Origin of the sequence: Nocardia mangyaensis (genome assembly GCF_001886715.1) — a bacterium.
Classification (GTDB): domain Bacteria; phylum Actinomycetota; class Actinomycetes; order Mycobacteriales; family Mycobacteriaceae; genus Nocardia; species Nocardia mangyaensis.
In genome coordinates, this window is record NZ_CP018082.1 from 1,553,074 (window position 1) to 1,578,291 (window position 25,218).

Annotated in this window: 22 protein-coding genes; 10 read left to right on the forward strand and 12 right to left on the reverse strand. The window is 68.9% G+C overall.

What is annotated here, in order from left to right; all coding sequences use genetic code 11:
- The first annotated feature begins 230 nt into the window (after positions 1–230).
- Positions 231–1,238, forward strand: coding sequence for an AurF N-oxygenase family protein (locus BOX37_RS07055; RefSeq protein WP_071926935.1), 1,008 nt, complete (start codon positions 231–233; stop codon positions 1,236–1,238).
- A gap of 17 nt (positions 1,239–1,255) precedes the next feature.
- The gene (locus tag BOX37_RS07060) at positions 1,256–2,842 is read left to right on the forward strand and encodes an FAD-dependent oxidoreductase (protein ID WP_071926936.1); all 1,587 of its coding nucleotides are present in this window, start codon (positions 1,256–1,258) and stop codon (positions 2,840–2,842) included.
- A 60-nt stretch (positions 2,843–2,902) separates the two neighbouring features.
- Here the strand turns inward: BOX37_RS07060 and BOX37_RS07065 are convergent, their stop codons facing one another.
- Positions 2,903–3,664 (reverse strand): SDR family NAD(P)-dependent oxidoreductase, encoded by a 762-nt coding sequence (locus BOX37_RS07065; protein WP_071926937.1) that lies wholly within the window; start codon positions 3,662–3,664, stop codon positions 2,903–2,905.
- A 543-nt stretch (positions 3,665–4,207) separates the two neighbouring features.
- Here BOX37_RS07065 and BOX37_RS35750 point away from each other — a divergent pair.
- Both BOX37_RS35750 and BOX37_RS07075 read left to right on the forward strand, forming a co-directional pair.
- Entirely contained in the window at positions 4,208–6,541 is a 2,334-nt protein-coding gene (locus tag BOX37_RS35750; protein ID WP_167659911.1) for an Hsp70 family protein, read from the forward strand.
- Between the two features lie 446 nt (positions 6,542–6,987).
- Positions 6,988–7,788 carry an HAD family hydrolase gene (locus tag BOX37_RS07075; protein WP_071926939.1) on the forward strand — a complete coding sequence of 267 codons (801 nt, stop codon included), beginning with the start codon at positions 6,988–6,990 and terminating at the stop codon, positions 7,786–7,788.
- 4 nt (positions 7,789–7,792) lie between these two features.
- Here the strand turns inward: BOX37_RS07075 and BOX37_RS07080 are convergent, their stop codons facing one another.
- On the reverse strand, positions 7,793–8,209 hold the full coding sequence (locus BOX37_RS07080; RefSeq protein WP_071926940.1) for a VOC family protein: 417 nt from the start codon (positions 8,207–8,209) through the stop codon (positions 7,793–7,795).
- A gap of 91 nt (positions 8,210–8,300) precedes the next feature.
- Here BOX37_RS07080 and BOX37_RS07085 point away from each other — a divergent pair, with 91 nt between their 5' ends.
- Positions 8,301–9,239, forward strand: a complete 939-nt coding sequence (locus BOX37_RS07085; protein ID WP_071926941.1) for a helix-turn-helix transcriptional regulator — start codon at positions 8,301–8,303, stop codon at positions 9,237–9,239.
- Positions 9,240–9,288: 49 nt separating this feature from the next.
- Here the strand turns inward: BOX37_RS07085 and BOX37_RS07090 are convergent, their stop codons facing one another.
- Together BOX37_RS07090 and BOX37_RS07095 are read right to left on the reverse strand one after the other, a co-directional pair.
- On the reverse strand, positions 9,289–9,999 hold the full coding sequence (locus BOX37_RS07090) for an SGNH/GDSL hydrolase family protein (RefSeq protein WP_071926942.1): 711 nt from the start codon (positions 9,997–9,999) through the stop codon (positions 9,289–9,291).
- 22 nt (positions 10,000–10,021) lie between these two features.
- Positions 10,022–11,437 (reverse strand): MFS transporter, encoded by a 1,416-nt coding sequence (locus BOX37_RS07095; RefSeq protein ID WP_071926943.1) that lies wholly within the window; start codon positions 11,435–11,437, stop codon positions 10,022–10,024.
- A gap of 100 nt (positions 11,438–11,537) precedes the next feature.
- On the opposite strand from BOX37_RS07095, the gene BOX37_RS07100 reads away from it, so the two are divergent.
- Entirely contained in the window at positions 11,538–12,152 is a 615-nt protein-coding gene (locus BOX37_RS07100; protein WP_071926944.1) for a TetR/AcrR family transcriptional regulator, read from the forward strand.
- A 47-nt stretch (positions 12,153–12,199) separates the two neighbouring features.
- On the opposite strand, the gene BOX37_RS07105 is transcribed toward BOX37_RS07100, so the two are convergent.
- The 6 genes from BOX37_RS07105 to BOX37_RS07130 all read right to left on the reverse strand — a co-directional run bounded on the left by BOX37_RS07105 (position 12,200) and on the right by BOX37_RS07130 (position 19,404).
- Positions 12,200–13,258 (reverse strand): DUF748 domain-containing protein, encoded by a 1,059-nt coding sequence (locus tag BOX37_RS07105; protein ID WP_240505251.1) that lies wholly within the window; start codon positions 13,256–13,258, stop codon positions 12,200–12,202.
- Positions 13,259–13,729: 471 nt separating this feature from the next.
- Complete coding sequence (locus tag BOX37_RS07110) at positions 13,730–14,617, reverse strand: sirohydrochlorin chelatase (RefSeq protein ID WP_084759467.1); 888 nt, start codon at positions 14,615–14,617, stop codon at positions 13,730–13,732.
- Positions 14,614–15,912, reverse strand: a complete 1,299-nt coding sequence (locus BOX37_RS07115; RefSeq protein ID WP_071926945.1) for a sulfate adenylyltransferase subunit 1 — start codon at positions 15,910–15,912, stop codon at positions 14,614–14,616. Before BOX37_RS07115 ends, BOX37_RS07110 begins: the two co-directional genes overlap by 4 nt.
- A gap of 1 nt (position 15,913) precedes the next feature.
- Positions 15,914–16,873 (reverse strand): sulfate adenylyltransferase subunit CysD, encoded by a 960-nt coding sequence (cysD, locus tag BOX37_RS07120; protein ID WP_071926946.1) that lies wholly within the window; start codon positions 16,871–16,873, stop codon positions 15,914–15,916.
- Positions 16,870–17,589, reverse strand: a complete 720-nt coding sequence (locus tag BOX37_RS07125) for a phosphoadenylyl-sulfate reductase (protein WP_071926947.1) — start codon at positions 17,587–17,589, stop codon at positions 16,870–16,872. Before BOX37_RS07125 ends, cysD begins: the two co-directional genes overlap by 4 nt.
- Before the next feature lie 21 nt (positions 17,590–17,610).
- Complete coding sequence (locus tag BOX37_RS07130; RefSeq protein WP_071926948.1) at positions 17,611–19,404, reverse strand: nitrite/sulfite reductase; 1,794 nt, start codon at positions 19,402–19,404, stop codon at positions 17,611–17,613.
- A 434-nt stretch (positions 19,405–19,838) separates the two neighbouring features.
- On the opposite strand from BOX37_RS07130, the gene BOX37_RS07135 reads away from it, so the two are divergent.
- The 3 genes from BOX37_RS07135 (at position 19,839) to BOX37_RS07145 (ending at position 22,021) form a co-directional block, all read left to right on the forward strand.
- Entirely contained in the window at positions 19,839–20,264 is a 426-nt protein-coding gene (locus tag BOX37_RS07135; RefSeq protein WP_071926949.1) for an SgcJ/EcaC family oxidoreductase, read from the forward strand.
- Between the two features lie 66 nt (positions 20,265–20,330).
- Complete coding sequence (gene hemW, locus BOX37_RS07140; protein WP_420811590.1) at positions 20,331–21,551, forward strand: radical SAM family heme chaperone HemW; 1,221 nt, start codon at positions 20,331–20,333, stop codon at positions 21,549–21,551.
- A gap of 245 nt (positions 21,552–21,796) precedes the next feature.
- Positions 21,797–22,021 (forward strand): hypothetical protein, encoded by a 225-nt coding sequence (locus BOX37_RS07145; RefSeq protein WP_071926950.1) that lies wholly within the window; start codon positions 21,797–21,799, stop codon positions 22,019–22,021.
- Between the two features lie 66 nt (positions 22,022–22,087).
- Here the strand turns inward: BOX37_RS07145 and BOX37_RS07150 are convergent, their stop codons facing one another.
- Together BOX37_RS07150 and BOX37_RS07155 are read right to left on the reverse strand one after the other, a co-directional pair.
- A complete protein-coding gene (locus tag BOX37_RS07150) occupies positions 22,088–23,416 on the reverse strand; it encodes a hypothetical protein (RefSeq protein ID WP_156910298.1) in 1,329 nt (442 codons plus the stop codon).
- Positions 23,417–23,421: 5 nt separating this feature from the next.
- A complete protein-coding gene (locus BOX37_RS07155) occupies positions 23,422–23,853 on the reverse strand; it encodes a hypothetical protein (RefSeq protein WP_156910299.1) in 432 nt (143 codons plus the stop codon).
- A 279-nt stretch (positions 23,854–24,132) separates the two neighbouring features.
- On the opposite strand from BOX37_RS07155, the gene hrcA reads away from it, so the two are divergent.
- On the forward strand, positions 24,133–25,167 hold the full coding sequence (gene hrcA / locus BOX37_RS07160; RefSeq protein WP_071926953.1) for a heat-inducible transcriptional repressor HrcA: 1,035 nt from the start codon (positions 24,133–24,135) through the stop codon (positions 25,165–25,167).
- Positions 25,168–25,218 lie beyond the last annotated feature (51 nt).

The window sequence follows — 25,218 nt, forward strand, 5'->3', positions numbered from 1 at the left end:
GTCGACGCGCTCGGCGTGAATCTATTTTTCCCGACTCGCCACGCGGCCACCGAGACTGTGTATGACCCAGCGTCACAGGTAGGGGCGTTTTTACTGGTGAGTAGCTTTTCGTGTCGGCTTTTCGACGCGCCGAACACGCGAATCCGCGCCCTTCTCGGAGTTGACGCGCTACCTCATAGGTGTAACTATTGGAAACAGTAAACGTCCCTTGAGGAGAGGCAGTGACGACGATGTCTGCGCCCACCACCCCTGACGTCGATCCTGTAGTCGCCGAGGCTCAGGCGTACGCCGAGAAGTTGCTGATGCTTTCCGAGGCATCGGTCGACCGCCACTTCGACCCGTTCGAGGACATCGACTGGGACAACCCGGACTTCGACCCGGACTGCAAGCCGGAGCGCTGGATCCTGGTCACCTCGGCCGACCCGATCGGTCGCCACCCCTGGTACCAGTCCCTGCCGCAGGACGTCAAGATCGAGATCGGCAAGGTCCGCCAGGCCAATGTGGCCAAGGTCGGCCTGCAGTTCGAGGCCATCCTGATCATCGGGATGATGCAGCACATCTTCAACCTGAAGAACAACGACCCGGAGTTCCGGTACTGCTCGCACGAGATGATCGAAGAGCACAACCACACTCTGATGTTCCAGGAGATGGTCAACCGCGTCGCCGACGTGCCGGGCATGAACCCGCTCGTGCGTCAGCTGCGCCACCTGGCCTCGCCCGGCGGTGCGCTGTTCCCGAACTTCTTCTTCATGGCCGTGCTCGCCGGCGAGGAGCCGATCGACCACATCCAGAAGGACATCCTGCGCTCGGGCGACGACATCCACCCGATCATGCGCGGCGTGATGGCGATCCACGTGGCCGAGGAAGCTCGCCACATCTCCTTCGCCCACGAGTTCCTGAAGAAGAACGTGCCCGCCCAGCGGCCGTTCAACAAGTTCGTGCTGTCGATCGCGATGCCGATCATCATGTTCATCCTCGGCCGGGCGATCGCGACCCCGCCGAAGACCTTCTTCAAGCAGTTCGACATGCCGAAGGAAGTGCGCAAGGAGCTGTTCTACGGCTCCAAGGAGGCCAAGCAGGTCTTCGCCGACTACTTCATCGACGTGCGCGCGCTCGCCGAGGAGATCGGTCTGATGAACCCGGTGGCCAAGCGGGTCTGGAAGCTGCTCGGTATCGACGGCCCGTCGAGCCGGTACCGCTCGGAGCCCAAGCGCTCCGTCAAGCACGCAGTCGCTTGAGTCGGCGGTAGTCTTCCATGCCCTACGTCGTTACCCAGTCATGCTGTAGTGACGCCTCGTGTGTCTACGCGTGCCCGGTGAACTGTATTCATCCGACCCCGGATGAGCCGGACTTCCTGACCGCGGAGATGCTCTACGTCGATCCGGCGGCCTGTGTGGACTGTGGTGCCTGCGCCACGGCCTGCCCGGTCGACGCGATCACCTCGTCGAAGAAGCTGACCCACGAACAGAAGCCCTTTATCGAGATCAACGCCGATTTCTACCGGGTTCAGCGGGACCGGCCGACGCTGGCCCCTCCGGTGATGCCCCCGTCGATCGACACCAAGCGGTCGCCGCTGCGGGTCGCGATCGTCGGGTCGGGCCCGTCGGCGATGTACGCCGCCGACGAGCTGCTGACCCAGCCCGGTGTCTCGGTCACGATGTTCGACCGGCTGCCGCAGGCCTACGGTCTGGCCCGGCTCGGCGTCGCGCCCGATCACCAGCGCACACGCAAGGTCGCCGACCTGTTCGACGTGATGTCGAAGCAGGAGGACTTCGGTACCTACCTCGATGTCGAGATCGGCAAGCACATCAGTCATGCCGATCTGCTCGAGCACTTCCACGGTGTGGTCTACGCGGTCGGCGCGTCCTCGGATCGCAAGCTGAACATCCCGGGCGAGGGTCTGCCGGGCAATGTGTCGGCCACCGACTTCGTGGCCTGGTACAACGGCCATCCCGAGCACGCCGATGACACCTTCGATCTGGACCAGAAGCGGGTGGTGATCGTCGGCAACGGCAACGTCGCCCTCGACGTGGCCCGCATCCTGACCGTCGATCCGGCCACGCTGGCCGGTACCGACATCGCGCCCTACGCGCTGAAGGCCTTGCGCGAGAGCAAGATCGAAGAGGTCGTGGTCCTGGGCCGCCGCGGCCCGGCCGAGTCGGCGTTCACGGTGCCCGAGTTCGTCGGCCTGCTGGCCGCCGACATCGACATCGCGATCGACGGCGAGCTGCCCGAGGTCACCCCGGAGCTGTCCTACAAGGTCGAGCAGAAGCTGCGCCTGCTGCACAGCGTCGCGACCCGGCCGTTCGGTGAGCGCAGGCGGATCGTGTTCCGTTACCTGTCCTCGCCGGTGGAGATCGTCGGCACCGACACGGTGACCGGTGTGCGGGTCGAGCGCAACGAGCTGGTCGCCGATGCCGACGGTCGCGTCGGTGCGGTGGCGACCGGGGACATCGAGCTGGTGGAGGCCGGTGTCGTGCTGACCTCCGTCGGCTACCGCGGTGTGCCGACCAAGGATCTGCCCTTCGATGACGAGCGCGGCGTGATCCCGAACGAGCACGGCCGCGTGCTCACCGCTCCCGGCGGCGAGATCGTGCCCGGCACCTATGTGGCCGGCTGGATCAAGCGTGGTCCGAGCGGCTTCATCGGCACCAACAAGTCCTGTGCGCAGGAGACGGTGCAGCAGCTCGCCGACGATTTCAACAACGGCAAGCTGAGTGAGCCCGCGCGCGACGCACAGGATTTCGACCGCCTGGTGCGCGCCCGCCGTCCGGAGGCCCGCGCCGGCGGTGCGGTGGCACCGCGGGTGCGACCGTTGCGGCGGCTGCTCGCGCGCAGCTAGTCGACGACACCCGAAGGCCCGCCACATCAGCGGATGTGGCGGGCCTTCGGCGTACGGCGGCTACTGCGCGGTGAAGCCGCCGTCCACGGCGACCGCGGCGCCGGTGATGAAGGAGGCCTCGGTGCTGAGCAGGAACGCGCACAGCGCCGCGATCTCGTCGGGCTGCGCGATCCGCCCGATCGGGTGCAGCGCCGCGATCGCCGCCTCGCCCTCCGGTGTCGCGCCCATCGAGGCGCGGAAAGCCGGGGTCTCGACCGCGCCGGAGAGGATCGCGTTGACCCGCACGCCCGACGACGCGGTCTCGAGCGCCACCGACTTGGTGAGCCCGACGACGCCGTGCTTGGCCGCCACATACCCCGAGACCGATGCCATGCCGACGACGCCGAGGTTGGAGGCGTTGTTGAGGATCGCGCCGCCACCGGAGGCCGTGATCGCCGGTACCTGGTGGCGCAGGCCGTGGAAGACCCCGGTCAGGTTCAGGGCGAGGTCGGCATGCCATGCGGCGGTGTCGATCTCGGCCACCGTACCGAAGGCGTTGATCGCGCCCGCGTTGTTGAACGCCGCGTCGAGCCTGCCGAAGGCGGTGAGGGCGCTCTGGGTGAGGCGCTCGACCTCGTCCTCCACGGTGACATCGGTGGGGATGAACAGCGCGCGCCCGCCTGCGGCGCGGATCTGCTCGGCGACCTGCTCGCCCTGATCCTTGCCCCGCGAGCCGAGCACGACGGCAGCGCCCTCGGTCGCGACCCGCAGCGCCACCGCCTTGCCGATGCCGGAACCGGCTCCGGTGACGAGGACGACCTGGTCGGCGAAACGAGTGGACATGTGTATTCCCTTCTGTCCCTGAGTATTCGGAGATCGCTCGGATGTCTCTCCGTGCTTTCGAGTCAACCGTCGCGAGCCGGTCGGCGCTGGCGGGTATCGGCCGTTGCGTTGACGCATCATCCTTTGTGGTGCGTACACCGATCCGAGGCAATGTATTTCGCCGAAAGTGAAATCAAAAGAGCGGTAAATGAATTGATTACCGGTCGGTAAGTGCGCTAATTATGCCCAATAACAAACTGTAAGAATGTATTCACCGCAGGCGCAGGGTGATTACTCGCGAGTAGCTGGCTCTCGGAGTCTGTGGGTCGCCTCGGCATCGTTCAGGGGACTGGACGATTGTCCGCATGCCTCACTACCTGCATGTATCCCTCAACAAGGGCCAAAGGTCACGTGTTTCGTATCAATCGGGCAGCAATTCGATGATGGGACAGTTAATCTGTGCGAGCTGTTTGGAAGACGACCGCGGCCACATGGTGCGCTCGCGTGCTGGACGTGGTCACGGTGCGTTGACGGGATAGCAAAAACATGACCAGAGGTCTGGGCTTGAGTATCGGTACGGTCAATGCGATTTCGGCGGTGGTCGCCGACAATCCGGCCAAACCGGCGGTGCGAACACGACGCACCGCACTGACATTCGACGAAGCAGGTCGACCCCGCATCGGGGCGATCAACGAATTCGCTTCCGCCATCACCGATTTCGCGGACCTGAGCCGCGAGCCGGAGCCGATGGTGATCGGCGGCCGGTTCTACTCGGCGACCAATCTGATCGCCGAGGTGGTCACCGGGCTGATCGCGTTGGCCGAACCGGCCGAGGGCGCCGTATTGACCTATCCGGCGGTGTATTCCGACAAGCAGGTCGCCCTGCTCGGGCAGGCGCTGCATCTGGCGGGCGCCGGTCAGGTACTACTGGTGCCGGAGCCGGTCGCCGCCGCGGAATGGCTGGAGACCGACCGGGGTCCGCTGGCGCCGGGTTTCGTGCTCGTCTACGACCTCGGCGCCAACAGTCTCGACCTCACGGTGCTACGCGTCGGCCCGGACTGGCCGCACCATCCGATGATCGGAACGCCCACGCGGTCCACTGATTTCGGTGGCAAGCCGCTGGGCGAGATGGTCGCCCGGTACGCCGGTGGACCGCGCTCGGCCCGCGCGACCCAGACACTCACCTCCATGGTGAACATCGACGCGCTGCGCGCCGAGCACATCCGCGACACCTTCCCGCTGGTCAGCAAGAGCGTGGCCGCCGCGGGGCTGCGCCTGGCCGACCTGTCGCGCATCCTGGTCGTCGGCGGCGCCTCACGTCCGCCGGAGGTCGCACGTACGCTCGCCGAACTCGGTGTCCCGCTGGTCACCGTCGCCGATCCTGGCCAGGTGGTCGCCGCGGGTGCGGCAGCGCTGGCGGCGCGGACCTTCGCGCCCGAGCAGCAGGGCGGCGGCGCGGGTCCGCATGTCGCCGTGTTCTCCAGCGCGGCAGTGGTTTCCGCGCTGGCGATGTCGGCCATGACGGTGTTCGGCAGTCCCTTCGATCCCGGTCTCACGCCCGTGCTCGATCGGTTCCCGGCACTCGGCGCACCCGCCGACGCGTTGCTCTACGACATGAGTGCCGAGTTGGCCGCCGCCCGGAACGCCGGGCTGCTCGGCAGCATCGACCCGGTCACCGGGCGAGTCATGGTCGCGGGCACGACCGCCGTGCGGACCGCCTACGAGCGGTTCGTCGCCCCGGACCGTGCGGGGGCTCCCGGCAAGACGTTCGCCGGAGGCGAGCGCGGCGGTTCCGGTCACCAGGACCTCCGCGACGACGAATGCCGCTCGCCGCTGGCCCGCACGACCTACGGCGATCCGGCTCGCTTCATCAATCCCCTGCCCTTCGGGATGTCCGTGGATCCGCAGAACCCAGGGACCTATCCCGGGTCACCCGACCTGCCCGCCGCCAGTCCCATCACCGCCCCCGGCGCGAACCCCGGCGGGCCCTCGACTCCTGGTGAACCGTCTGCCCCCGGCATTCCGTCGACGCCCGGTACGGATGTGCCCGGCGCGACGATCCCGGGAACCGGGCCGTCCACCCCGACCGACGGCACCACAGTGCCCGGTGTCGGCACACCCGTCGACACCGGAACGTCGCTTCCCGGTGGAATCGGTACGGGCACTCCGCCTTCCGGCGGCACGTCGGGTGGTGTGGAGTCCGGTGGTGCGATGCCGGGTGGTGGCAGCGGTGCCACTGACGGCGGGTCGGGTGGTGGCTCGACCGGTGGGTCCGGTGGCACGGACGGATCCGGCGGTGCCTCTGGCGGTGGTGCGTCGGGTGGCGGTGCTTCGAGTGGAGGATCCGACGGTGGTGCTTCCGGCGGCGGTGCATCCGGGGGCGGCGCTTCTGGCGGGGGTGCCTCCGGTGGCGGCGGGTCAGATGGCGGCTCGTCCGGTGGTGGCGCGTCGGGCGGCGGCGGTGGTGGCGCCTCGGGCGGCGGCGCGTCCGGTGGTGGTGGCGGCTCCGGTGGCGATGCGTCCGGTGGTGGCGCATCCGGTGGTGGCGCTTCTGGCGGTGGTGCTTCTGGCGGTGGCGGTGCATCCGGTGGTGCTTCTGGCGGTGGCGGTGGATCGGGCGGTGGTGCTTCTGGTGGTGGCTCGTCCAGCAGCGGCGCGTCGGGTGGCGGAATCTCCTCTGGTGGTAGGTCTTCGGCCGGTGGCGCCTCCTCCGGCGGCTCGACCGGCGGCTCCTCGTCGAGCAGCACTTCCGGTGGTGGCTCGGGCGGCTCCTCGACCGGCGGCTCCGGTAGGGGCGGCTCCTCGAAGGGCGGTTCGTCCACGGGTGGCGATTCCTCCGGCGGCTCGAAGGGCGGCGGTGGCGGAGGCGGGGCCGGTGGCGGTGGCGGCCGCCGCTGATCGCAACGACTCAATTCCCGGGAAGTCGCGGCAGGATTCGCTGCGCGACAGCACCTCTGACTCCCATCGCGCGCCCGGATCGGGCATCTGCGGTGACCTCCGCATCGCGGCGGCGCATCGCGGCGGCCTGGCCGGGTGCTGCGTCTCTGTGGGTGTGAAGTTCGGCGAGGACGGACGGCGACGTCGATGGCTTGCGTCGATCGGCCTCAGGTGTGTGGTCACACCACGGGGATCTCGTGTAGCCGCAGCCGTGAGAGCCCACTCCAGGCGGCATCTCTCCGCGTGACGCCCGTGCGCGTTCTCCGGCGCCGGTCGGCTCGAAGTTCGCTCGTGCACCGAACCAGGGCGAGGAGCGCGGTACTGAGATGTGTCGGACGCGAGGGTGACCGGCGGAACTGCTGGTGAAACGCGGTGTGGGTGTCGGTGGGGGCGGGCACAATAGCGTGGTGGCTGTACTCGGGGGAGCGCCGAAGCTGATTGCGCTCGATGTGGATGGGACCCTGCTGTCGACGGGGGTCGAGATCAGTGCGCGGGTCATCGCGGCGGTGCGGGCGGCGGTGGCGGCGGGGGCGCATGTGGTGGTGACCACCGGGCGCACCGTGCTCACCACCCGACCGGTGCTCGGCGAGTTGGGGCTCACCGAGGGACACGCGCTGTGTTCCAACGGGGCCGTGCACATCGATGTCGCGCGCGGCGAACCCGTTGCCGTGCAGTCCTTCGACCCGGCACCGGCGGTGCTCGCCCTGCGCGCGCTGTTTCCGGAGATGATCTTCGCCGCGGAGCGGGTCGGCGTCGGCACCTGGGCGACCGGGCACGGTCCGGGGGAGTACTCCATCGGCGATTTCCAGCTCGTCGACCATCGTGTGCTGAGCAGTCAGCCGACGCCCCGGCTCAACGGCTGGTGGCCCAGTGGCACCGCCGAGGAGATGCTCGCCCTGCTGGCCTCGCTCGACGTGCCCGACGCGTCGTGGGTGCACGGCGAATACGGACCGTGGCTCACCGTGTCGCGCCGGGGCGTCTCGAAAGGCTGGGCGCTGGAACGGCTTCGGCGCGTACTCGGCGTCGCGCCCGACCAGACACTGGCCATCGGCGACGGCTTCAACGACCGCGAGATGCTGCGCTGGGCCGCCCACTCGGTCGCGATGGCCAGCTCACCCGCCGACGTGCTCGCCCTCGCCGACGAGGTGACCGGCGATGTCGCCGAGGACGGTGTGGCCACCGTGCTCGAGCGCTGGTTCGTCGGCTGAGCCGCTACCTCGCCGCGGCGAGCGGCGCCGTCATGGCGACGAAGTGTGGATTGGTCATGATCCCGAGGACATTGCCGAACGGATCGAGCACCGCCGCGGTCGCGAAACCCGTTCCCTCCCCGCGCTCGGTGATCGGCTCGTACTCGGTCGCGCCGAGCTCGAGCAGCCGGGCATGGGTGGCCGCGAGGTCGTCGACCTGCCAGAACACCACCCCTCCGCCGCCCGGCGCGTGGTGCGCACCCGCAGGGGCGTAGGCCCGGTTGATGATGCCGAGCTCGGCCTGCAGCGGACCGACCCGGAACTCGTAGTAGCCGCCCGGAACCTCGAAATAGGGTGCGATGCCGAGGAATGCGGCGTACCAGTCCTTGGCTGCGGTGAGATCGTCGGCGTAGTAGGTGGTGGTGGCCATTCCGCGCAGCATGGTTTCTCCCTGTTGTCGTTGTGATGCGAGAACAACCTTGCCAGCCAAAGTACGCACCGAATGAGCACTTATTCCGGCAGAATCATCGAGTATGCGAGCGGACAGATTGGTGGCCACCCTGCTGTTGATGCAGACGCGGGGCCGGGTGACGGCCGCGCAGGTCGCGGCCGAGCTCGAGGTGTCGGTGGCAACGGCCCGCCGCGATCTCGAGGCCCTGTCGACGGCGGGCATCCCGGTGTATCCGCAGCCGGGCCGGGGTGGTGGCTGGTCGCTGATCGGTGGCGCCCGCACCGACCTGTCCGGTCTCACCGCGGGGGAGACCAGGGCGCTGTTCCTGTTGGCCGGTCCGGCGGCCCAGGCTGCTCCCGAGCTGAAATCCGCGCTGCGCAAACTGGTTCGGGCGCTGCCGCAGACCTTTCGCGCGGATGCTGCTGCCGCGGCTGATGCCGTGGTCGTCGACCCGGCCCGATGGGGTCGGCCCGATCCGGAGCCGCCCGCGATGCTCGCGGTCCTGCAGCGCGCGGTGGTGGATCGTCGACGGGTACGGATCGACTATCTGCGGTCGGGTCAGCGTACGGTCCGGGCGGTCGATCCCTGGGGGCTGGTCGAGAAGGAGACGGTGTGGTACCTGATCGCCGGTACCGAGCGCGGCAGGCGCACCTTCCGCCTCGACCGGATCGCGGAGCTCGCGGTGCTGGACGAAACCGTCGACCGGCCTGCGGAACTCGACCTCCAGCAGCAGTGGGCCGAGGTCGTTTCCGAGATGGAGCAGCGTCGTGCAGCCGTCGCCGCGACTGTCCTCGTCTCCGCCGCGCTCGCCCCGATCCTGGACGACCAGCAGGGCCGCCACTGCACCCTGCTCGGTCCGGCCGACGATGGCCGGGTGCGCGCGAGCATCACCGCCGATACGACGAAGATGCTCGCGCGCCAACTGGCGGGCTGGGCCGGTGATGTCGAGGTGGTCGAACCCGCCGAGGTCAGGGCCGAACTCGTCGCCCTCGGCACCGAACTGGTGCGCGACAACAGCTGAGCACGGCGGGAGTTGCCTGCCCCAACTGCCGAGCCGAGCCCCGCGCCGATCAGGCCGCGGCGATGCGCGCGCTCAGCGACTGGATCACCTCACTGGCCACGACCGCGTGCCCGCTGGTGGTGAAGTGCAGGAGATCGGCGCTCATCAACTCCGGGCGCGACCGCACCGGATGCTCCCAGAACTCGGTGAGCACGGCGTCGTAGTCGGCGGCGATCACGCGGACCATATCGTTGAGCGCGGCCATCTTCGGCCGCATCGGCCGCATCGGCGCCATCCGCTCGACGTCCCACACATCGGCGACCGTGAAGACGGACAGTTGCGCGCCGGTGGCGGTCAGTGCCGCGCAGATCGTCGAGAGGTTCTCGCGCAACCGGTCGAGGTCGGCACCCGGCTCGAACAGATCGTTGCCGCCGCAATTGACGTGCACGAGATCCGGTGCGAATTCCAGGATCTCGGGGAGTTGCCGGTCGAGCACCTGGGTGCTGGTCGCGCCGATCCGGCCGGTGTTGCGGTAGGCGAGCGTGGGCTGGACCGCAGTGAGGGCAGCCGCGACCCGGTCGGCCCAGCCGGTGGGCGCGTAGCCGGGGCTCGGATCGCCGGTGCCCGCGGCGATGGAGTCGCCCAGCACCGCGAAGCGCCGCCACGGCGCGCCCGCGAGCAGAGTGTGCGCCTGTTTTGGAGTCAGCAGCAGCGGGTCGTCGGTCTCGGTACGGGGCGCGGCACGGTGGTCGTCCGAGGACAGGGGAGTGGTGGAAGACATGTCGATCTCCTCGGTGGTCGGATCAGTCGGTCGAGCGAGAGTGCGCGGGCAGGGCGAGCAGCAGGGTGACCGCGACGCCGATCCCGGCACACACGGCGAACAGGATGTGGAAGCCGCGCAGCGCGTCATCTGCCGTCGCTGCCAGGATCGCCGCGAGAATCGCGACACCGAGCGCGCCACCCACTTGGCGCACGGTGACATTCAGGCCGATGCCCGCCGCGAACTGCTGCGGGGGAACCGAACTCGCCGCAGCAGTACCGAGCACGGTGATGACGAAACCGATGCCGCCACCGCCGAGAATGCCGGCCGGGATCCACGCCGACCAGAGCGCGGGTTCGGGGCCGAAGGCATCGGTGCTCATCCAGATCAGCGCCGCGGTGTACATCAGCGCGCCGAACACACCGGCCCAGCGCTGTCCGGGTGCGGACGTGATGCGTCCGGTGACAAGGGAAGTCACCATCGCCGCCACCGCGCCGATGGTGAGCGCACCGGCGGACTCGAGCACCGAGTATCCCCAGATCGTGTGCAGGAACAGCGGTCCGGCGAGCAGCCAGGCGAACATCGTCGCGCCGAACAGGAACGCGCCCGCGTTGGCCAGCGCGAACCGGCGATCCCGCCACAGGGCCACCGGCACCGCGGGGTTCGATCGTCCGGCCGAACGGACCAGGGCGAACAGCGTCAGCGCGACACCGCCGAGCAGCAGGGTGAGCGTGCCGGGTGCGGTCCAGCCCCACGACTGCCCCTCGGTGACGGCCGCGACGAGCGCGCCGAGTCCGAGCACGATCGCGACCGTGCCGAGCGCATCGGGCAGCGCGGTGTCGCGACCGCCGTTGCCCGCGTCGGGCAGCCGCAGTCCCGGCACGATCAGCGCGAGCGCGATCGGCACATTGATCAGGAAGACCGCCCGCCACCCGAACCCCTCGACCAGCGCACCACCCAGCGCCGGGCCGACGACCGCGGCGAACCCGCCTGCCGCCGACCACGCGCCGATCGCGGTGCCGATCTTCGCACGCGGCGTGACCGCCAAGAGGAGTCCGAGCGCGGCGGGCACCATGAATGCCGCTGTCATGCCCTGCAGGATGCGTCCGGCAATGAGCCATTGCGCGTTGGGCGCGAGCCCACAGAGCAGGGAAGTGACGGCGAACCCGGTCAATGCGACGGCGAACAGGCGCTTGCGGCCGAGTACGTCGGCGAGACGTCCGGCCGGGGTGAGCAAGGCCGCGAAGGCGATCGCGTAGCCGCTGACGATCCAGGTCAGCGTGGCGGTGGCGGTCTCGGGAAAGCTCAGGGCGATGGTCGGGAACGCGATGTTGACGACGGAGAGGTCGAGGAACGCGATGAAGGCGGCCCCCGCGGCGACTGCGAGAGTGCGGCGGGTGGCGGAATCGGTGGCCGGGGTGATGAGTGGATCGTCGGGCCGAGCGGAGACGTCGGTCATGCGGAGTCCTTCGGGGAGAAATAAGAACGTACGATCGTTCGTGGATAAAAGTACGACCGTTCGTTCGACTTCGCAAGGGGGGAGTGGAAGAATGGTCTGCATGACCCAGTTGACGGAACCGACCGATCAACGGCTGGCCAAGGGCGCCCGCGCCAGGGCGACCATTGCCCAGCGTGCCGCCGAACTCGCCTCCGTCGAAGGTCTCGACGGCCTGTCCATCGGGCGTCTCGCCGCCGACCTCGGGCTGAGCAAGAGCGGCATCGCCACCCTGTTCGGCACCAAGGAGGCCCTGCAACTCGCCGCCGTGCAGACCGGCCGCGACATCTTCGTCGAGCGGGTGATCGCACCGAGCCTGGCAGTGCCCCGCGGTATCGAGCGGATCCGCACCCTGGTCGACCGCTGGTTCGCCCACATCGACGAACCGCCCTTTCCCGGTGGTTGTTTTCGCGTCGCCACGCTCACCGAGTTCAGCAGCAAGACCGGACCGGTCCACGACGCCGTCGTCGCCGATCACGACCAGTGGCTGGCCTTCCTCGCCGCCGAGATCGCCAAGGCCCGCGACCTCGGCGCCCTCCCCATGGTCGACCCCGACCTGCTCGCCTTCGAACTCGACGCGATCGTGAGCGCGGCCAATGTCGCCCGCCAGACCGGTGATTCGTCGCGCGTGGACGCCGCCCGCGCGATCGCCGCCCGGCTCCTGTCTCCTCAGGGTTGACCTCGATGCCCGGACGCGCGGATGGCATCGTTACCTGGACGGGGTGGTCAGCGGTGGTGGGTGTGCTCGGTGGTCTGCGGGGTGGTGAGGGTGAAGGCCGCGGTGCGCACGGCGTCGTTGTGGCGGAAGTCGAGGAACAGGCGATACGTGCCGGGACCGGGAACAGCGGTGTGGAAGCTGATTTCGGGACCGGCGGGGGTGATGCCGTCGCCGGGTTCGCCGTTGGGGTGGACGTGCACGTAGGCGAGGTCACCGGCGCGCAGGATCACCAGGTGGCCGAAGGCGGCGAGGTAGGGCTGCAGATCCGTCACCGATGCGCCGTCTTTGCGGACGGTCAGCGTCAGCAGGTCGCCGTCAGCGCGTAGCTCACCGTCGACGGTGAGCTCGTAGCCGTCGATCTCGGCTGCGCGCCCAACGGCGGGAACCGGTTGTGGCGCATAGTGTCCCGCGATGGCGAGATCGGCGCCGAGCGTGATCGTCCGTCCGAGGGCGCGCGGGGCGATATCGGTGAACACCCGATAGGCGCCCGCTTCGGGCAGGTCCAACCGGATCGCCCAGGTGCCGTCCGCCTCGCGGCGCGGATGCACGTGCCAGAACCCGGTCAGCTCCCGCCGCGCCACGATCAGGTGCAGCTCCCGATCGTGAATCGGATCGAACTCCGTCACGGCGGCCCCGTCGGGCCCGAGGATCCGGAACCGGAAATCGATCCCGCCCGGCTCGGCGATCGTCGTCTCGAGATTCAGGGTGTACCCGTCCTGCGTGATCAGCAGGCCTCCGGGTCCGGCGCCGTGTCCGACCTGGATGGCAGTGCCTGCCTGGTCTGCCTGGTCTGCGTGGCCGCCGTCGTGTCCGGTGTGTTCGGCGGCGTGAGTCACGTGGTGCCCGGCGCGTTCGGCGGCGCGGCGTGCCTCGGGGCCGACGTGTGCGGTGTGGTGGTCCGCGTGGTGGTGCTCGACGGCTGCTGTGGCCTGCGCGGCTTCGGTGCGATCACCGTGATTCCGGTGTGTGGCGCGGCCGCCGCCATCGACTCCGGGTGCGGCGTTGTTCGTCGGCTGCGGTGTGGGGGGTGCGGTGGTGACGTGTCCGGTGTGGGCGTTGGTGGTCATCGTTTCGCCTCTCCTGGTTCGTTTGCGCTGACACGAACTATACCCCCATGGGGTATGTAGGGAAGGGTTCGGTTGCATGAATTGGGTCACTGGAGGGGTCGAAGTCCGGCTGGTCGAGCTGCCTCGCGGGTGCGGGGATGAAGCCGCGCGCAACGTTGTCGCGCGCTGTGTGCGGAGCCACTTCATGGATCCGATCGCCGACGGCGCAGTACCGGTCGGTGGCGGAGCGTGCGCATCGCAGAACGCACGGTGACGTGTGGATGGCCACGGTGGAGTGTGGATGGCGGCGAGGCGCGTGCGGGCAGGGGAGGCGGCCGAGAGGAGTGGCGAGGCCCGCGCGGGCAGGGGGAGGCGGCTGAGAGGAGCGGTGAGGCGCGTGCGGGCAGGGGAATGCGGCCGAGAGCAGAGGCGATGCCGGGGTGTACGAGGGGAGTCGGTCGGAGGGAGGGGATCGGGCCGAGCGCGCGGATCTCAGGCGGACAGTTCGAGTTCCGCCGCGATCGTGCTGTCGTAGCGTGCCCAGATCACCTCGGTCAGTGCGGAGTGGGCGCCGATGACGGCGGCGTGCACGAGGTCGGGTGCCGCCGTGCGGAGTCGATCAGTGAGCAGTCCAGGCGCGAGGAACCAGGGTGCGACGACGATGTGTTCAGCGCCACGCGCACGGAGCCGGTCGATGGCCACAGCGATTCCGGGATCTACTGTGGCGAAGCATATTTCGGTGCGGAGGCCGGTCGATGCGGCGAGTCGGCGAGCGACCGCCGCGGTCCGTCGATTCGCCGCCGCGTTCCGTGAACCGACAGCGGCCACCGCGATTCCCAGCTCGGGCGAGGGTCCGGCGGACCCGAAGGTACGCACCATTGCCCCCGGTGAGCCGGGGAGCGTGCCGATGTGCGGCGAGGCGATGTCCGCAGATCGTGATCCGGAAGCAACCGGCCGACCGTTGACGGCGTGCGTGACCTGATCGGCCAGCGCCGCGAGCAGGCGCGGATCGGCGCCGAGGACGTCGGCTTGGGTGAGTCGCAGCCGGGGATTCCGTCGCGTCGCCTCGCCCAGCAAGGCGGGTAGGTCGACGCGAGCGTGAAAAGCATTGCCCAGCAACAGCGGAACGACGATCGCCGAGGTGTGTCCCTGGGCGGCGAGATCATCGGTGACCTGCTCCACCGACGGCGCGTTCAGGTCGAGAAAAGCCAGCCGGACCGTGAGGTCGGGGCGGGCGGCGGCGACGTCGGCGACCACGGCCGCCATCGTCGCGGCGGAGCGGGGGTCACGGCTGCCGTGAGCCACCGCGACGAGTGCGGGCCCGCCACCGGTACGCGGTGCCATGGCGGCACCACGCAGCGGGGCGAGCACACCCGTCATCGGACTGCGGCCCCGACCTCGACCGAGGTCAGCACATCGCCGACCAGACCGGCCGCGAGGGTGTTGCCACCCGCAGGGTCGATCAGCAGGAACGAACCGGTGTGCCGGTTGGTGCGGTAATCGTCGGCCGGGATCGGCTCGGCCAGCCGCAGCGAGACCCGGCCGATGTCGTTGAGCTCGAGCGACTCCGGGTTCGGCACCGCGGCGAGGGCCTGCTCGTCGAAGCGCTCGACCAGCGCGCCGACGATGGCCTGGGTGGTCTTGGCGCCGTGCTTGAGCAGCAGCCGCGCGCCAGGGCGCAGCGCCTTGTCGCCGAGCCAGCAGACCGTCGCGTCGAAGGTGTCGACCGGCTCGGGCGCGTCGGCGACCGAGGCGATGATGTCACCACGCGAGATGTCGACTTCGTCGGCGAGGATCAGCGTCACGCTGCGGCCCACCTGCGCGACCGCGAGCTCACCGTCGGGGGTGTCGATCCGCTCGACGGTGGTGCGCTTGCCCGAGGGCAGCACCACGATCTCGTCGCCGGGGGAGACCGAGCCGGCCGCGATCTGGCCCGCGTAGCCGCGGTAGTCGGGGTACTCGGCGGTGCGCGGGCGGATCACGTACTGCACGGGGAACCGCAGGCCCAGCGCGTGCTCGCCGGTCGAATCCGCGTCCACCGGAACAGATTCCAGGTGCTCGATCAGCGAGGGGCCGTCGTAGTACGGGGTGTTGGCCGAGCGGCTGGCGATGTTGTCGCCGTGCAGCGCGGAGACCGGGATCTCCAGCACGTCCTCGTCGGCCCAGCCCAGGGTCGAGGTGAGTGTGTTGAACTCGGCCGAGATCTCGGCGAACACCGTCGCCGGATCCTCGACCAGGTCGATCTTGTTCACCGCGAGCACCAGCTTCGGCACGCCGAGCAGTGCCAGCACGGCGGCATGGCGGCGGGTCTGCTCGATGACGCCCTTGCGCGCGTCGACCAGCAGGATCACCAGCTGCGCGGTGGACGCGCCGGAGACGGTGTTGCGGGTGTACTGCACGTGACCGGGGGTGTCGGCGAGCACGAAAGACCGCTTCGGCGTGGCGAAGTAGCGGTACGCGACGTCGATGGTGATGCCCTGCTCACGCTCGGCGCGCAGGCCGTCGACGAGCAGCGACAGGTCCGGTGTCGACAGGCCCTTGTCGACCGAGGCGCGGGTGACGGCGTCGATCTGATCGGCCAGCACGGACTTGGTGTCGTAGAGCAGCCGTCCGACCAGAGTGGACTTACCGTCGTCGACAGAACCGGCGGTGGCCAGCCTCAATAGGTCGGACATATCAGAAATAACCCTCTCGCTTGCGGTCTTCCATCGCGGCTTCCGACACTCGGTCGTCGCCGCGGGTCGCGCCGCGTTCGGTCAGTCGGGATGCGGCGACCTCGGCCAGGATGGCCGCGTTGTCGGCGGCGTCGGAAATGATGGCGCCAGTGGTGGAACCGTCGCCGACGGTGCGGTAGCGCACCGACCGGGTCTCGAGCACTTCCCCCTCGGCGGGACCGCCCCACACGCCGGGGGTCATCCACATACCGTCGCGCTGGTACACCGGACGCTCGTGGGCGTAGTAGATGCTGGCCAGGTCGATGTCCTCGCGCGCGATGTAGCGCCAGATGTCGAGCTCGGTCCAGTTGCTCAGCGGGAACACCCGCACGTGCTCGCCCGGCGCGTGCTTGCCGTTGTAGAGGTTCCACAGCTCGGGACGCTGACGCTTCGGATCCCACTGGCCGAAGGCGTTGCGCAGCGAGAAGATCCGCTCCTTGGCGCGCGAACGCTCCTCGTCGCGGCGGCCGCCACCGAACACCGCGTCGAAACGGTGCTCGGTGATGGCGTCGAGCAGCGGCACGGTCTGCAGCGGGTTGCGGATGCCGTCGGGGCGCTCGGCGAGCCGACCATCGGCCAGGTACTCCTCGACCGAGGCGACGTGCAGGCGCAGGCCGTACTTCTCCACCACCTTGTCGCGGAACGCGAGCACTTCGTCGAGGTTGTGCCCGGTGTCGACGTGCAGCAGCGCGAACGGCAGCGGCGCGGGCCAGAAGGCCTTGAGCGCCAAGTGCAGCAGCACGGTGGAGTCCTTGCCGCCGGAGAACAGGATCACCGGCCGCTCGAACTCGCCCGCGACCTCACGGAAGATGTGGATCGCCTCGGATTCCAGCGCTGCGAGGGTGTCGAACTCGGACAGGCCGAGTTCGCGTTCGGTGGTGTGGGTACTCACAGGCTCACTCCCAGTGGTGGTGACAGTCATGATTGGTGCAATCCGCATTCGGTCTTGGCCAGCCCGGCCCAGCGGCCGCTGCGCGGATCGGATCCCGGTTCGGGCTTACGCGTGCACGGCGCGCAACCGATGGACGGGTAACCCTCCTCCACCAGGGGATTGACGAGAATGCCGTGGGCCGTGATGTAAGCCTGCATCTCGTCGTCGGACCACGGGGCGATCGGGTTGATCTTCACCAGTCCGAAGGCTTCGTCGAACGAGATCAGTGGCGCGTTGGCGCGGGTGGGGGCCTCCACCCGCCGGATACCGGTGATCCAGGCGTTGTACCCGGACAGCGACTTCTTCAGCGGAACGACCTTGCGCAGCCGGCAGCATTCGGCGGCGTCGGTGGCGAACAGATCCTTGCCGAGCAGTTCGTCCTGCTCGGTGACGCTGTGCTCGGGGCGCACGTTCACCACGTTCACGCCGTACACGGCCTCGACCGCGTCCCTGGTGCCCATGGTCTCGGCGAAGTGGTAGCCGGTGTCGAGGAACAACACGTCGACGCCGGGCCTGGTCTGCGCGGCCAGGTGCACCAGCACCCCGTCCTGCATGTTCGACGCCACGATGTAGTTGTCGCCGAAGTGCTGGTCGGTCCAGGCGATCAGCTCGGCCGCCGAGGCGTCGGGACCGAGCTCGGCCGCGCCCTGCTCAGCCAGTGCGCGCAGTTCGTCTTCGGCCAGCTTGGCCGCGAGATTCGTTGTCACAGTGGAGATCTCCTCTTCGACTTATCGCAGGTCGGCCTCGTCGGCGCGAACCGCCCACACCGCGAAGCGTTCCCCGGACTCCCGGTTCTTGACGAAGTTGCGGACCACGCGCTCGATGTAGTCGCCGAGCTCGACGCTGGTGACCTTGTGCTGACGCAGCTTGCGGCCGAACCCGCTGTCCAGGCCGAGGCTGCCGCCCAGGTGAACCTGGAATCCCTCGACATGATTCCCGGCACCGTCGTCGACCAACTGCCCCTTGAAGCCGATGTCGGCGATCTGGGAGCGGCCGCACGAGTTCGGGCAACCGTTGATGTTGATGGTGATCGGGACATCGAGTTCGGCGTTGATGTCGGCCAGCCGCTGCTCGAGCTCCGGTGCGAGCACCTGCGAACGCTTGCGGGTCTCGACGAAGGACAGCTTGCAGAACTCGATGCCGCTGCAGGCGAGCAGGTTCCGGCGCCAGATCGACGGACGGGCCTGCAGGCCCAGCGGTTCCAGCTCGTCGATCAGCGCGTCGACCTGGTCGTCGGCGATGTCGAGGATGATCAGCTTCTGGTACGGGGTGAACCGGATCCGGTCGGAGCCGTACTTCTCGGCGGCCTCGGCGACCTGGCTCAGGATGGTGCCCGAGACACGACCGGCGATGGGGGAGAAGCCGACGGCGTTGAGGCCGTTGCGCAGCTTCTGCACACCGACGTGATCGATCGGCTTGGCGGGCTGTTCGGGCGCGGGACCGTCGATCAGCTTGCGCTTCAAGTACTCGTCCTCGAGCACTTGGCGGAACTTCTCGATGCCCCAGTCCTTGATCAGGAACTTCAGGCGCGCCTTGGTGCGCAGGCGGCGGTAGCCGTAGTCGCGGTAGAGCGAGACCACGGCCTCCCACACATCGGGCACCTCGTCGAGCGGCACCCACGCGCCGACGCGCTTGGCCAGCATCGGGTTGGTCGACAGGCCGCCGCCGACCCACAGGTCGAAGCCGGGGCCGTGCTCAGGATGCTCGACACCGACGAAGGCGATGTCGTTGATCTCGTGCACCACGTCCTGCTGGCCCGAGATGGCGGTCTTGAACTTGCGGGGAAGGTTGGAGTACTCCTTCTTTCCGATGTAGCGCTTCACGATCTCGTCGATGGCGGGTGTCGCATCGAGCACCTCGTCGAGGGATTCACCGGCCAGCGGCGAACCGAGCACCACGCGCGGGCAGTCGCCGCAGGCCTCGGTGGTGTGCAGACCCACCGATTCCAGCCGACGCCAGATCTCGGGGACGTTCTCGACCTCGATCCAGTGGTACTGCACGTTCTCTCGGTCGGAGAGGTCGGCGGTGTCGCGGCCGAACTCCGTGGAGATCTGGCCGATGGTGCGCAGCTGGGCGGCGCTGAGCGCGCCCGCGTCGCAGCGCACTCGCATCATGAAGTACTTGGCTTCGAGGATGTCGATGTTGTCGTCGTCGGTCCAGGTGCCGTCATAGCCCTCTTCACGCTGGGTGTAGAGACCCCACCAGCGGAAGCGGCCGCGCAGATCGGCCTTGTCGATCGAGTCGAAGCCGCCCTTGGCGTAGATGTTCTCGATCCTGGCCCGCACGTTGAGCGGGTTGTCGTCCTTCTTGGACTGCTCGTTCGGGTTGAGCGGCTCGCGGTAGCCGAGCGCCCACTGGCCTTCGGACCGGCGGCGGACCGGCTTGCCCGTGCGCGCGCGCGGCGCGACGGGTGCTTCGGTGCGTGGCCGATCGGGCCGGACACGGCGCTCGGTGGCCGGGCGCTCTGGACGGGCCTGTGCCGTCGACTTGTCGGTCGAACCGGCGTCGGTGCTCGACGTCATAGGGGTCGCTCCTGCGGGGGTGGTGGTACATCCGTGCTGAAGGCGCGAGGGGCTGGCTCGCGTCAGGTGGTCAGCGGGCCGATGAGAGTCGAAGACACCGGGGGATACCCGGGCGTGGAAGCCGCTGCGCTACCGGTGGAGACCGGGCCGACAACAGGCGCTGCAGACGCGCAGGAAGTCGACGTGGCGACGGGCCACGAGTCGTACTCCTGTTGCGTGCATGGAGCCTATTGTGCCATGTCAGCCCGGTCGTTCCGACCGCGGGGAGATATTTCCCGCACTTTTGAGGGAAATTCCCTGGATGCTCGTACAGTTCTGTGATGTGGGTCATAAATGGCACGGGAAAAGCAGCCGATGATGCGTCGAGTTCCCCGCTGTGCGGTGGCGCGCTCGGTGGTTGACCTCGACTGCTGTTGAGGTTGCACGGTGGTGGCATGAGCAACGAAGTCAGCATCGCAGGACATACTCCCCCAGACCTCGAGACCGAGATCGCCGCCATCCGCGCGGTCGTCGCCACGGTTGCCCGCGCCCAGGCGAACGAACTCGTCGAGGAGTTCGTCGGCGTCTTCCGAGACGACGCGATCTGGACGATCGGCCACGGCAAGAAACTCTTCGGCCGCAACGCGATCGGGGAGTTCACCGCGCAGGTCCTGCCCGGCGGCTCTCCCAGCGGCCGTGTCGCCTACGAACTCGAGCATGTCCTGTTCCTGCGCCCCGACGTCGCCGCGGTCAAGGCGCGCCAGCCCCACTACCCGCTCGGCGACGAGCTCGACGGCGAGGGGGCACCGTTGTACGTCACGACCAAGGAGGACGGCCGCTGGCTGCTCGCCGCCAACCAGAACACTCCCGTCATCGGCTGACCTCGGCCCGCGGGTATCGGCTGGGGCCGCGCGGGTGCGGCCGACGGGGCGCGGCAGACTGGAGTGGTGACTCTCAGTGCTGCCTCCAGAGCTGCTCGCGCGATCCCGGCCGATACCGATCGGCCGGAGCTGCGCGATTTCGGTGGCGGCCCTTTCGGTGTGTACGTCCACGTGCCGTTCTGCGCCACGCGCTGCGGGTACTGCGACTTCAACACCTACACGGCGGGGGAGCTGGGGACCTCGGCGTCCCCGCAATCGTGGCTCGAGGCGTTGCGCGGTGAGCTCGCGACCGCCGCGGTCGAGTTCGGTGCGCTGCCCAGCGCGACGCCGGCGGTGTCGTCGATCTTCGTCGGTGGCGGCACGCCCTCGCTGCTCGGCGGCGAGGGGCTCGCTGCGGTGCTCGACGCGGTGCGCGCGAATTTCACCCTGGCCGCAGGGGCCGAGGTGACGACCGAATCCAACCCGGAGTCCACCTCCCCGGAGTTCTTCGAGCGGATCCGCTCGGCCGGGTACACCCGCGTCTCGCTGGGAATGCAATCGGCCGCGCAGCACGTGCTGCGGGTGCTCGACCGCACACATACGCCCGGTCGCGCTGTTGCCGCCGCCAAGGAGGCGCGGGCCGCCGGCTTCGAGCACGTGAACCTGGACCTCATCTACGGCACGCCAGGGGAGACCGATGCCGATCTGAATACGAGCCTGGACGCGGTGCTGGCCGCCGGTGTCGATCATGTCTCCGCCTACTCCCTGATCGTCGAGGACGGCACCGCGCTGGCGCGCAAGGTCCGTCGTGGGGAACTGCCCGCGCCCGACGACGATGTCCTCGCCGCGCGCTACGAGCGCATCGATGCCCGCCTCGGCGAGGCGGGGCTGTCCTGGTACGAGGTCTCCAACTGGGCTGCCGACGACGACGCCCGCTGCCGCCACAACCTCGGCTACTGGGACGGCGGTGACTGGCTCGGCGCGGGCCCCGGCGCCCACAGCCACGTCGGCGGTATCCGCTGGTGGAACGTCAAACACCCTGCCCGCTACGCCGATCGCGTCGCTCTCGGTGGCCTGCCCGCCGCGGGCTGGGAGGCCCTCACCGACGACGAGCGATACACCGAGCACCTCATGCTCACCGTCCGGCTCCGCACCGGCCTGCCGGTCGCCGACCTGGCACCCACGGCCAGTCCCGCCCTGGACCGCGTCCTCGTCGACGGACTGGCCGACCTCGTCGACGGCAATCTCGTCCTCACCGACCGCGGCCGCCTGCTGGCCGACGGCATCGTGCGCGATCTGCTGGGCTGATCCGGTCTCGTTCGCTGGTACGAGTCGTGCGGACTGTGCTTGGGTGACGTTTTCGTGACCGGAATTCGTGTTCCCCGATCACCCGGTGACCGATCGGTGATCACCCGGTCATCGTCACTAACCATCGCGATGCACACCGGGTGCGGCAGGGTGGACAGCAGGGTGGTCGAAGGCGTTTTTCGGCGGGTTAGGGGCCGAAGATAACGATTGGGGGCGTAGGCTTCGAGACGATCCTAGGGAGCTAAATGTCCACCGAACGGCACATCACCCTCGTCCACGAGCAGAGCGAGTTCGCTGAAGCGCGCTCCGCTGAGAAGGCGGCGACCGCGCATCAGTGCGCAGTCGCGGCGCGGACGGTCGCGTCCCATTCCAATGATGCGGAAGATTGCGTATCGCTGCTGGCGATGCTCGGCCTCGATGCTCTCGCGGGCAAACAGGTCGGCGGCGCCCACTCGGCCGCCAGGGGCTGACTCGGCATCGGCCGCCCCGGTGGGGCGGCCAGTACCGACGGTGTCGGCGACTCGCTGGCATCGCCGTCACCGTCGAGCCGCCGGTGAGCGCTGCTCGCCGGGCACGAAGTCGTCACCCGCGCCGATCACTCCGCCGATGATCGCTGGTCGCGGGTCGCCGAGCAGTGCCTCGGTGTTCGCCTCGGTGATCAGGTAGTCCGGGAGCCTGTGCTCGGTGTCCTCGCACGGCGACAGCGGGCTGAGCGGTCCTGCGCAGGAAAAGAAGCGGTCGGCCGGCCGGGTCACTGTGATTCCACTCGGCCGCTCGGCGCCGATCACCGGACCTGCCGCACCCGGCAGGCTTCGCCCCGATCCGGGCCCGAACGGTGTGTGCCGCGGCGGCTGTTGGTAGCGCGGGCCATCGGTCAGCGCGCTATCACTCGCGCCCTGCGCCGTTCTCGTCGGTCGCTCGCCACCGGAATACGGGCTGCCCGACAGGCTCCGGCTCGGCGACATCGTCGCGTCGACCTGCCCGAGCGGTCCCTGTGGTGTCGTGACAATCCCTGTGCCGCCCGCTGCCGGCAGGGGGACCGGTGCGCCGGCGACCACCGTCGACGACGCGACCGTTCTCCCGTCGTCCGGTCCTGTCGTGCCACCGAACTCGGCTGGAACCGGGCTCGACGCGTCCGCCACGGATGGGTCGGGATCCTCGGTCGCACCCGGACTCGGCCCTGGTCGGGCCGACATCTCGCCGGCGCCCACGGTCGACACATCAGAACCGCCCGCATCGCCCGCATGGCCCGCCGACGACCGAGCGCCCACACCGGTCTCGGAACCCGGCCGACCCGCGGGCGCGACGAGCAGCCCACGATCGCCCACCTCGGCCGCCGAATCGACCAGCGGGCTCGGTAACGGCAGTATCGGAATGCGACCGTCCAATTCGCCGAACGGAACGACATATCGCTCGTGCATCGCGGCCCGTGCGTAGTCCTCGGCCGCCGCAGCAGCCCGATACTTCGCCGCACCACGCATCGCCCACGTCGATGCCTCCCCTTCGGACTCGACCTGCGCCGGAATCGCGTACTTGGTCGCCACGATCGCCTCGGCCGCGGCCCTGACCACCTCGGGCAGCTCGTCGAGCGCCACGCTCAGACTTCGCGCCTGGGCGAGATGGGCATCGACCGCCGCGGCCGCGGCCGAAGCGCCCACTCCCGTCCACGCCTCGGACAGCGATTCACCCATCGCGCGTTCGAACGCCGCGACCCCGTCCGCCCAGCACCGCGCGATCAGCGCGAACTTGTCCGCCTGCGCATAGGCATCGGTCACTTCGAGCGTCTCGAACGCCGCCCTGATCTCCCGGTGCCGCCAATTCCAGCTGTTCTCACCGCCGCCGGGGATGCCCCGCGGCTCGTGCACGGCCATCACCGTGGCCGTCCGATCGGCAGATCGGGGTGCCCCACAGCGGATTCCACCGAGTCGAGTAGATCGGCCCACTCCGCGTCGGCGCGTACCAGCTGATCCCGGGCAATCCGAAGCGCGTGCCGAATATCGTCGACGACGCGCGCGTGCGCCGCCATCACCGCGTCGACGCTGTTCCCCGGTTCGGACGCCTTGGCCCGTAACCGCGAGACCAGGGTGGCCCCGGAGATCAACCGGGCGTCTCCCTCGCCCAGCCCCCAGTGGGCCTGCCCGCCGATTTCCCCCGCCGCCGCTCGGATCCGCGCGATCACATCGAGGAATTCGCCACACGCCCGGTCGATCGCGGCGAACGCCACCGGGTTCAGCGCTACCGCCGTACCCGTGTTCTGCCCATGACTCTGCCCACCCTGACGCACCACAGACCCCTCCCGCACGTCGACGACATTCGAAAAACGCTGGCAATGACCCTGATCCAGCACCGAACGTACGTCCGCGTCCACCGGCCGACAAGACCCGATCAGCCGCCTGTGGATAAACCCGGCCTGTGGAGAACTTCGCGCCGCGGGCCGATCGGGCACCCGTGTGGCCCGGCGATGTCGACGCAGACAATTAGACTGGACAACGAGACGCTCCGAGCGTCCGCGTGCGAGTCTGTGCGGCAGCGGCACACGCGGGCCGATGACGTACCCGGCACGAGCGAGGAGGTGGGGTCGATGGCGTCGAGCACCGAAGATCGGCGTTTCGAGGTCCTGCGAGCGATCGTCGCGGACTACGTCGCCACCAAGGAACCGATCGGTTCCAAGTCGCTGGTGGAACGGCACCACCTGGGCGTTTCCAGCGCGACCGTGCGCAACGACATGGCGGTGCTGGAGGCCGAGGGCTACATCACCCAGCCGCACACCAGCTCGGGCCGCATCCCCACCGACAAGGGCTACCGTGAGTTCGTCGACCGGATCGCCGAGGTGAAACCGCTCTCGGGCGCCGAGCGGCGCGCGATCATGGAATTCCTGGAATCCGGCGTCGACCTCGACGATGTCCTGCGACGCGGGGTTCGCCTGCTGGCGCAGCTGACCAGGCAGGTCGCCGTCGTGCAGTACCCCACGGTGTCGGCCTCGATCGTGCGCCACATCGAGGTCGTCGCGCTCAATCCGGCCCGGCTGCTGCTGGTGGTGATCACCGACACCGGCCGGGTCGACCAGCGCATCGTCGATCTGGGCGCGGTGATCTCCGACGACGACCTCGCCGCCGTGCGCGGCCTGCTCGGCGGCGCGATGGACGGCAAGCTGCTCTCGGTGGCCAGCGCGTCGGTCGCGGGGCTGCCCGAACGTGCTCCGGCCAAGATCCGCGATGTACTGGTCCGGGTCTCGACCGTGCTGGTCGAGACGCTCGTGGAGCATCCAGAGGAACGGCTCGTCCTCGGCGGTACGGCCAACCTCACCCGCAATGTCGCCGACTTCGGATTCCCCGGCTCCTTGCGCACGGTGCTGGAAGCGCTGGAAGAACAGGTCATCGTGCTGAAGCTGCTCGCCGCGGCGCAGCAGCCGGGACAGGTGATGGTGCAGATCGGCGAGGAGACCCAGGTCGAGCAGATGCGCGGCACCTCGGTGGTCTCCACCGGGTACGGCGCGGCGGGGGCGGTGCTCGGCGGCATGGGCGTACTCGGCCCGACCAGGATGGACTATCCGGGAACCATGGCGTCGGTGGCGACCGTGGCCCGCTACATCGGTGAGGTGCTCGCCGAAAGGTGACGCCAGCTCGGGAACGACCCCACCCGCACTGTTAAGGTCGATACTTCGGCC

Bases quoted from the DNA above. Each gene is read 5' to 3' on its own strand.
- BOX37_RS07090 (WP_071926942.1), bottom strand. From the start codon at position 9,999: ATGTCTTCCACCACTCCCCTGTCCTCGGACGACCACCGTGCCGCGCCC.
- cysD (WP_071926946.1), bottom strand. From the start codon at position 16,873: ATGACTGTCACCACCACTGGGAGTGAGCCTGTGAGTACCCACACCACC.
- BOX37_RS07060 (WP_071926936.1), top strand. From the start codon at position 1,256: ATGCCCTACGTCGTTACCCAGTCATGCTGTAGTGACGCCTCGTGTGTC.
- BOX37_RS07105 (WP_240505251.1), bottom strand. From the start codon at position 13,258: ATGACCACCAACGCCCACACCGGACACGTCACCACCGCACCCCCCACA.
- BOX37_RS07055 (WP_071926935.1), top strand. From the start codon at position 231: ATGTCTGCGCCCACCACCCCTGACGTCGATCCTGTAGTCGCCGAGGCT.
- BOX37_RS07080 (WP_071926940.1), bottom strand. From the start codon at position 8,209: ATGCTGCGCGGAATGGCCACCACCACCTACTACGCCGACGATCTCACC.
- BOX37_RS07085 (WP_071926941.1), top strand. From the start codon at position 8,301: ATGCGAGCGGACAGATTGGTGGCCACCCTGCTGTTGATGCAGACGCGG.
- BOX37_RS07145 (WP_071926950.1), top strand. From the start codon at position 21,797: ATGTCCACCGAACGGCACATCACCCTCGTCCACGAGCAGAGCGAGTTC.
- BOX37_RS07130 (WP_071926948.1), bottom strand. From the start codon at position 19,404: ATGACGTCGAGCACCGACGCCGGTTCGACCGACAAGTCGACGGCACAG.
- BOX37_RS07065 (WP_071926937.1), bottom strand. From the start codon at position 3,664: ATGTCCACTCGTTTCGCCGACCAGGTCGTCCTCGTCACCGGAGCCGGT.
- BOX37_RS07095 (WP_071926943.1), bottom strand. From the start codon at position 11,437: ATGACCGACGTCTCCGCTCGGCCCGACGATCCACTCATCACCCCGGCC.
- hrcA (WP_071926953.1), top strand. From the start codon at position 24,133: ATGGCGTCGAGCACCGAAGATCGGCGTTTCGAGGTCCTGCGAGCGATC.
- BOX37_RS07100 (WP_071926944.1), top strand. From the start codon at position 11,538: ATGACCCAGTTGACGGAACCGACCGATCAACGGCTGGCCAAGGGCGCC.
- BOX37_RS07115 (WP_071926945.1), bottom strand. From the start codon at position 15,912: ATGTCCGACCTATTGAGGCTGGCCACCGCCGGTTCTGTCGACGACGGT.
- BOX37_RS07135 (WP_071926949.1), top strand. From the start codon at position 19,839: ATGAGCAACGAAGTCAGCATCGCAGGACATACTCCCCCAGACCTCGAG.
- BOX37_RS07110 (WP_084759467.1), bottom strand. From the start codon at position 14,617: ATGACGGGTGTGCTCGCCCCGCTGCGTGGTGCCGCCATGGCACCGCGT.